4 protein-coding genes are annotated in these 6,843 nt (G+C 43.9%); all 4 read left to right on the top strand.

All coding sequences use genetic code 11. From position 1 onward, the window contains the following. Positions 1-627: 627 nt before the first annotated feature. Positions 628-2,514: a methyl-accepting chemotaxis protein gene (locus tag P2G85_RS21025; RefSeq protein WP_275865976.1), complete on the top strand. Its 1,887-nt coding sequence runs from the start codon at positions 628-630 to the stop codon at positions 2,512-2,514. A 596-nt stretch (positions 2,515-3,110) separates the two neighbouring features. Continuing rightward, a complete protein-coding gene (locus P2G85_RS21030) occupies positions 3,111-3,500 on the top strand; it encodes a universal stress protein (protein WP_275865977.1) in 390 nt (129 codons plus the stop codon). A gap of 353 nt (positions 3,501-3,853) precedes the next feature. Beyond that, the gene (locus P2G85_RS21035) at positions 3,854-5,389 is read left to right on the top strand and encodes a PAS domain-containing methyl-accepting chemotaxis protein (RefSeq protein WP_275865978.1); all 1,536 of its coding nucleotides are present in this window, start codon (positions 3,854-3,856) and stop codon (positions 5,387-5,389) included. Positions 5,390-5,689: 300 nt separating this feature from the next. Further along, on the top strand, positions 5,690-6,652 hold the full coding sequence (locus tag P2G85_RS21040) for an aldo/keto reductase (protein ID WP_275865979.1): 963 nt from the start codon (positions 5,690-5,692) through the stop codon (positions 6,650-6,652). Positions 6,653-6,843 lie beyond the last annotated feature (191 nt).

The raw sequence follows: 6,843 nt of genomic DNA on the forward strand, positions 1-6,843 counted from the left end.
TAATACTGATCGTCAAATCGATCCATAAGTCATTGCATTTTTTATGACATCACTGTAGAAATGAGTAAAAGTAGGCTCTCACTTAGGCCTTATTCCACAAGAGTTTTTCATGATCTTGCCCTGAACAACATACCGGATCAAGCTAATTTCGGTTTAGCTCATTATGCGTAGCGGTTCTGGCTTTCTATTTTATGTTGTTTATCGGGCTATAAATAAGTGTTGTCTGTAATGCATCAACTTAAACTGATTTATTTCAGAGCAATAAATAAAAGAATGCTTTTATTTAAAACAATGTAAAGCCAAAATTACATCACAAAATACTCACAACCACAGTCAACATTTTGGCGGACTCTTTATCAAAGATACAACTCCAAACAAACGCTTTGATATATATCAAACATATGTGATACGAAGTTACTAAATTAAGCTTAAATTACCAAGTTAATTGTCAGTATAAGTTGACAACTTCATCGTGCCTTTTTTTGCAGCCCAACCTACCAAACCATACTAAAATCATTTAATATCAACACATTGCAGAGGCCAATGTTAACCTTCGGGTTCCTACACCAACAGATTGGAATAATCCTGCTGCTTATAAAGATAAACGATTAAATAGGTAAAATAAAAATGAAATCCTTAGGATTCAAACGAAGCATTATAATATCAATAATTGCATTGGTTGCGACATGCTTACTAGCGTCTAATTTTCTTTCTTATATTAACTTAAAAAAAAATACGATTCAGAGCATTAACGACCAATCCACCTCCATCGTCAGGTATGAAGCCAATAAAATCGAAACCTGGTTTCATGACAATGTCAACATCCTCAACTCACTAACCAAAAACTATACCCCAGACCTGCCCAGTGAGCGATTTGTCGACATCGCAAAGATTACTAAAGAAGCCAATGGGTTAACATCCGTACTTTACGGCTTTGATGATGGTCGTTCATACGCAGACTATGGCATTGATGACCCGGACGAGTTCGACCCGCGTACTCGTGACTGGTATCAACAAGCTAAATCATCAAATGGTGTAACGGTAACGGATGCTTACGTTGATGCACTGACAGGATCACAACTGGTTTCTCTTGCAGAAAAAGTAGAAGACGCCGTGATTTTGATTGATATCGATCTGGACATCCTGTCTCAAACCGTAAAATACGTAAACTTCCCTGGTGCGGTAACTGCGATCCTTGACGACACAGGAAAAGCGCTGGCTTCTAATTCATCAGCACTCACAGTAGGGACTCGGCTCAGCGACGTAGGAATGGAGAAAGTCCACCGTACCATGCTAGCCGAAGATGAAAGCGTCGTGTCATATACGCTTAATGGCGTTGAAAAACTGTCCTTCACCAAAACAATTAAGCTGGTTGATGGAAGAAAATGGCACCTGTTTGTCGGTATCGACAAATCACTCGCCTATGCAGAAGTCGATAAAGCACTCAACGATGCCGTAATTTCTTCACTGATCATGCTTACCGCCGGAATTATCCTTGCCATCACCATCTTAAATGTTTTATACCGGCCAATACTGACACTTAAAGATATGGTCCTGGATTTGTCTAAAGGTAATGGCGATCTAACCCGACGCTTACCGCTAACCAGTAATGATGATTTAGGTCAGATTTCAGAGGGGATAAATGTATTTATCACCAACCTTCAGTCACTAATGCTCGAAGTCTCGCAATCGTCTGAACACATCTCTGGCAGTGTCGAGCAGCTTAAACACCAGACTGATGCCAATACTGAAGTGTTAAAAGCTCACAGCACAGAAACCGAACAAATTGTCACCGCTATCGAAGAGATGAGCGCTACTGCGGTTGATGTGGCAAATAATGCCGCGGATGCATCGCAATCCACTGACAATGCCAGTTCGCAAGCCACTAATTCTAAAGATGTGGTTAACAGTGCGACGTCTACAATTTCTCAGCTCGTTGACGATGTTGAACATACATCCGTTAGTATTGTAGAAATTGAAAAAGACACCCTCGAAATTACTAATGTGCTGAAAGTGATTGGTGAAATTGCTGACCAAACAAACTTGCTGGCATTAAACGCCGCGATCGAAGCCGCACGCGCTGGCGAGCAGGGCCGAGGTTTTGCTGTTGTAGCGGATGAAGTCAGGGCACTTGCAGCGAGAACGCAAAGCAGTACTGCAGAAATTGAACAGACGTTAAATAAACTGCGTAATGGCTCTGGCGTTGCCATCTCGGCAATGAAGGTAACTAAATCTACCTGTGAAAGAGCCGTAGAAAATGCGTCGATGGTAGCGGATGATCTCGATACTATTGCTCAGTCCGTGGTACATATTAATGACTTAAATACCCAAATTGCTACCGCTGCCGAACAGCAGAGCTCTGTTGCCGGTGAGATCACCCGTAATATGACCTCTATTCGGGAAATTGTCAGCGAGTTATCTGCAAATGGTGAAGCAACCGCAAGCGAAACCGTTAATCTTGCGGCAGCAAATAGCCAGTTAAAATCTGTGGTTAGTAAATTCAAATTACAGTAAACAGGTCATCAAGCAACCACTATGTCAGCCATAGCCATCTATGGTCAATCAAACCGAGCAGTCTCCGTTACTGCTCGGTTTTCTTTCGGCAAAGTCACCTAAAGCTAAAAGTCCCCTGAAACCAAGAGTCCCCTGAAACTAGCAGTCCCCTGAAAAAAACGAACTACTTCAAATATAAGCAGACCCAGCTTGTGGTATTCCCTCTCTCCCTTTAGCCAATAACTTAAAAATCAATATAAATACTCAAAAACGCATATAAAAACCAAGGTAATTTTCAGCGCAATCGCAAGAATCAATAATCCAAACCACAGTTATTAATAAATACCCATCTATTTCTAATCTGTCAGCAATCATACCGACTCAGAACGTGCTGACGTCGGCCGCCTGATACAGCCGGCAGCGAGAACTATAGCAAGCCTGGAACCTTAGCTATTGTTCAACTCTGTGAAAGAATAATGGCGATAATTGTTGTAAAGACGTGCGACCGTACTCGCCTTTCTCCATCAAGACCTTTGAAAGTACCCGGATTTCGCTAAATATACTTCCCCGGTGCTAGACTTAAATCAACCACGTGATAATTCGCAGGGAGAAATGCAATGAGCTATAAGCATATACTGGTGGCGGTGGATGTATCTCATCCCAGTCAAACCGTGATTGATAAAGCAATCGCACTAGCTAAAAATGATAACAGCAAGCTTTCCTTTGTTTTTGTGGACGTTGATCGGGTAGCACTAACACCAAAGGAAGAGTCAGAACGGCAACAGAAGTTAAGAAAATTGGCAGATAATTGCGATTATCCAGTCGACGACACTTACGTTGTGATTGGTGATCTTCATATCAAACTAGCAGGGATGGTCAAAGATCTCACGGCTGATTTGCTGGTTTGCGGCCACCATCATCAACTTCTGAGGCGCCTCTTCTCATCAGTACCAAAACTGGTAAACGCCGTCGAGGCAGACTTATTCATTGTTTATCTCGACGAATGATCACACAGGCATTGAAGACAGATAAACCGATAAAACATGCAGAAATTACGGCTCACCAGTTGTAAACTGTTACATTATCATGAGCCTACAGATATCACCGTAACTACCGTTTAAAGATGGCCGTTGTTACTGCATGTCCGTTTAACATTCCGCACACTCAAAAAGTACAAACCAAAATAATCTCACGATGTCTATGACGAAATTTGCATTTTCCTTACAAATAGTTCCCCCCGTTTGATATGAATCATTTATTGATCTCCGTTCCAAAATTAAACTACAGCAAGAAAAATCAGCAACATGCCGTTTGCACGTTATGCAGACATGGAACCTCACAACAATAAAAGAACAATGTCATGCTCAATAAAGATTTTAGCTCCGCAGCTAACCTGATCTCCACAACCGATCCATCTAGCCATATCACTTACGCAAACAGTGATTTTTGTGATATCGCAGGCTATAAGGAACAAGCACTCGTGGGCAATCCCCACAATATAGTTCGCCATAAAGACATGCCCAAAGCGGCATTTAAACAAATGTGGGACTACTTAAAATCGGGGCAAAGCTGGATGGGGTTGGTAAAAAACCAATGCAGCGATAACCAGCACCATTACTGGGTGTCAGCCTTTGTAACACCGATCCGTGACCCGCAAGACAACATTGTTGAGTATCAGTCGGTTCGCTCAAAACCTAGCAAAGATCAAATTCAACGCGCAGGCACACTATATAAGCAGCTGAACGAAAATAAAGCCTCTCACCGCCCGCGTATTAAATTCCACACCATTAATGTTGCTGGTATGGCCCTGTTAACCGCATCCTTGCTTACCAGCGCTATTTCAATGTCGAACTGGCTATTAGGGCTGCCCGCCCTGCTATCACTGGTTTTACTCGCAAGCACTCATATTCAAAAGCGCCGCTTTAATCAGTTACTGCAGCTCAGTAAGCAAGCTTATGAAAATGAACTGATGGAAAAGCCATACACCAATCACAAAGACGATTACTCACAAATAGAACTCGCTTTGATGATGCGTAAAGCTGAGCTGCGCGCAGTTTCTGCCCGGGCAAGCGAAACGTCAGGGAAAATACTCATTTCAGCCGAAGAAGAATTTGGTACGATTCAAAGCATTGATCAGGGCCTGCAGCAGCAATGTAGTGAAACAGAGCAAGTCGCAACCGCAGTTGAAGAGCTGACTAACTCAATTAATGAAGTCTCGACAGCCGCGACAGAATCTTCACAACTAACCGTTCAAGCAAATACAGAATCACAAAAAGGCCTGAGCAGCATTGAAGAAACCATTGCCGAAGTCGATGCCCTGAATGAAGAGCTGACACGCTCCCAGTCGATCATCAATCAACTGTCTGATGACAGCCAAAAAATCGATAGTATTTTGGAAGTGATTACCGCGATTTCTGAGCAAACCAACCTACTCGCATTAAATGCGGCAATTGAAGCCGCCCGCGCAGGTGAGGCCGGAAGAGGTTTTGCGGTGGTCGCAGACGAAGTCAGAAACCTGGCATCAAAAACCGGATCATCGGCAAATGAAATCCATGCCATGATCAAACAATTACAGGACACGGCATCTCAGGCGGTTGAAGCGATGCAAAATGGTAATCAGTTGTCCAACAACTGTAAACAAAGAGCCGATCAAACCGGCGATGTATTAAGAATGATTTCAGCCAAGCTTGATTCTGTTACCGACAGTAGTCATCAAATTGCCGTTGCCGTTGAGCAGCAGGCTTGCGTTACTCAGGAAATCAACCGCAATATCATCAACATTAAACAGCTCGCAGACAATACTTCTGAAACCTCTCAAACTTCAATCGAGCGAACCAGCAGACTGGTAGATAGCATTGAAGCGATGCAGCGTTTGATGACCCAGTTTAATCGATAGCCAAAAGAGAAGAAAAGAGTCAGGCAATAACTGACTCTTTTCTTGTGTGCTCCCCGCATTCTGCATAGTAGAATCTACGGTTCAAAGTCAAAACAGCGTTGGCTTAACGCCATATGCACGCACCTGAGTTCATTACGACATGCCTTTTCTGCCCGCCAGCGGTTCGCCAATACAGCGGTCAGTATTTTATCCACTTGCCATTGCGGCAAACATCACTATCTGAAACCACAACACTTCCCTTAGAGTTAGCTCTAACTTTTAGCCTGCAGTTGTTTTAAGCAGTTATTTAACGAGGGAAACATGCAAACACATCGATTAGGCCACTCTGAACTGGATATTTCTGTATTGGGACTCGGAACCTGGGCCATAGGTGGCGACATTGGCCAGTGGGGCTGGGGAAAACAATCCGAGCAAGATTCTATCGCGGTACTCCACCACGCTATCGACTGCGGCATAAACTGGGTTGACACAGCTCCGGCCTATGGTTTGGGTAATGCCGAACGAATTGTTGGCAAAGCACTGAAAGGTATGAGCCAAAAACCGTATATTTTCACCAAATGCGGCTTTCGCTGGTACGAGAAAAGCGGGGAACTGTACGGCAATCTGTGCAAAGCTTCCATCATTGATGAAGTCGAACAAAGCCTTCGTCGGTTGCAGGTCGAATGCATCGATTTATACCAGATTCACCAACCGATAGAAGAGGAAAGGCTTGAAGAAGCCTGGCTGGCGATGCAAGACCTGCAAAGCGCCGGAAAAGTCCGCTATCTGGGAGGATCCAATTTTTCGGTCGAGCAATTAAGCCAGATAAAAGCGCATGGCGGGCTGGTTTCAACTCAACCGAGTTATTCATTAATCAACCGGGAAATCGAACAGAGTGTCTTGCCCTGGTGTCAGCACCACAACATCGGGACAATCCACCACTCAACAATGGCCAATGGCTTACTCAGTGGCCGCTGGTCTCAGGAGCGCAAAGCGAACCTCACTCCACGTGACTGGCGTCATAAGAGTGGCAACTTTACCGAGCCCCATTTCTCGCGCAACCTGATGTTGGTGGAATTTCTGGCCGAAATGGCAACTGGGAAAGGTTGCACAGTCAGCCAGCTCAGTGTTGCCTGGACACTAGCCCATCCCGCCACTACCGGATCGATCATTGGTGCCAGAAATATAGCCCAGCTCAATGAACTGCTGCCTGCGGCGGATGTTCAGTTTACGCCCCAAGAGCTTGACGCCATTAATGAGTATCAGAGCGCTGTTTTAGTGTAAACCGTTAACACAAAAACCAGCTACTGAGGATTACCTCAACCACAGTAGCTGGTCGTAATAAACTAAATTGTATTAGTTCCGACTAGATCTGACACTTCAATTTGAAAAGAAGAGAGTTACCCACTTTGATTAAAGGTGCTGAATCTGTAATCAAAGACAATAAGAGGTAACTCTCATGCTTCATACTAGCA

Origin of the sequence: Vibrio sp. CAU 1672, from assembly GCF_029223195.1 — a bacterium.
Taxonomy (GTDB): Bacteria; Pseudomonadota; Gammaproteobacteria; order Enterobacterales; family Vibrionaceae; genus Vibrio.

Bases quoted from the DNA above. Each gene is read 5' to 3' on its own strand.
- P2G85_RS21030 (WP_275865977.1), top strand. From the start codon at position 3,111: ATGAGCTATAAGCATATACTGGTGGCGGTGGATGTATCTCATCCCAGT.
- P2G85_RS21025 (WP_275865976.1), top strand. From the start codon at position 628: ATGAAATCCTTAGGATTCAAACGAAGCATTATAATATCAATAATTGCA.
- P2G85_RS21040 (WP_275865979.1), top strand. From the start codon at position 5,690: ATGCAAACACATCGATTAGGCCACTCTGAACTGGATATTTCTGTATTG.
- P2G85_RS21035 (WP_275865978.1), top strand. From the start codon at position 3,854: ATGCTCAATAAAGATTTTAGCTCCGCAGCTAACCTGATCTCCACAACC.